Below are 1,059 nucleotides of genomic sequence, written 5' to 3' on the forward strand. Positions count from 1 at the left end.
TTAGAGCGCGTTGCCGCGGGGCAGGACTTCCTCGGGGAACTCAAAGCGCTCGTGCGGCTGGTCCTGCGGCGCCATCCAGGCCCGAATCCCCTCGTTGAGCAAAATGTTCTTCGTGTAGAACGTCTCAAACTCAGGGTCTTCCGCCGCCCGCGTCTCCTGACTGATAAAGTCATACGCCCGCAGGTTCAGCGCCAACCCCACCACACCAATGCTCGACATCCACAATCCCGTTACCGGCACAAACAACATGAAAAAGTGCAGCCACCGCTTGTTGGAAAACGCTATCCCAAAAATCTGGCTCCAGTAGCGGTTCGCCGTCACCATCGAGTACGTCTCTTCCGCCTGCGTCGGCTCAAATGCCCGAAACGTGCTCGCCGCTTCCCCATCCTTGTAGAGCGTGTTCTCCACCGTCGCCCCATGGATGGCACACAGCAGCGCTCCACCCAACACGCCGGCCACCCCCATCATGTGGAACGGGTTCAGCGTCCAGTTGTGGAACCCCTGGAAAAACAGCAAAAACCGAAAAATCGCCGCCACTCCAAAGCTGGGCGCAAAAAACCAACTGCTCTGCCCCAGCGGGTAAATCAAAAACACGCTCACAAACACGGCAATCGGCGCGCTGAAGGCAATGGCGTTGTAGGGCCGCACCCCCACCAGCCGGGCAATCTCAAACTGCCGCAGCATAAAGCCAATCAGGCCCAGCGCCCCATGGAAGGCCACAAAGGTCCACAGCCCGCCAATCTGGCACCAGCGGGTAAAGTCCCCCTGGGCTTCCGGGCCCCACAGCAGCAGCAGGCTGTGCCCCATGCTGTCGGCGGGGGTGGACACGGCCACCGTCAAAAAGTTGCACCCCTCCAGGTAGGAGCTGGCCAACCCGTGGGTGTACCAAGAGGTTACAAACGTGGTGCCGGTCAGCCAGCCGCCCAGGGCCAAATAGGCGCAAGGAAACAGCAGCAGCCCCGACCAGCCGATAAACACGAATCTGTCGCGCTTGAGCCAGTCGTCGACGATGTCGAACCATCCTCGCTCCTGGCGCGCGCGCCCTACTGCGATGGTCAT

At 60.6% G+C, this 1,059-nt stretch carries 1 protein-coding gene; it reads right to left on the reverse strand.

The annotated features are described in order from the left end of the window. Positions 1-1,059 (reverse strand): photosystem II D2 protein (photosystem q(a) protein) (psbD, locus tag NW855_RS13820; RefSeq protein ID WP_011431157.1); only part of this gene is annotated, 1,059 nt, incomplete at its 5' end.

The organism is Synechococcus sp. RC10B2, from assembly GCF_047502635.1.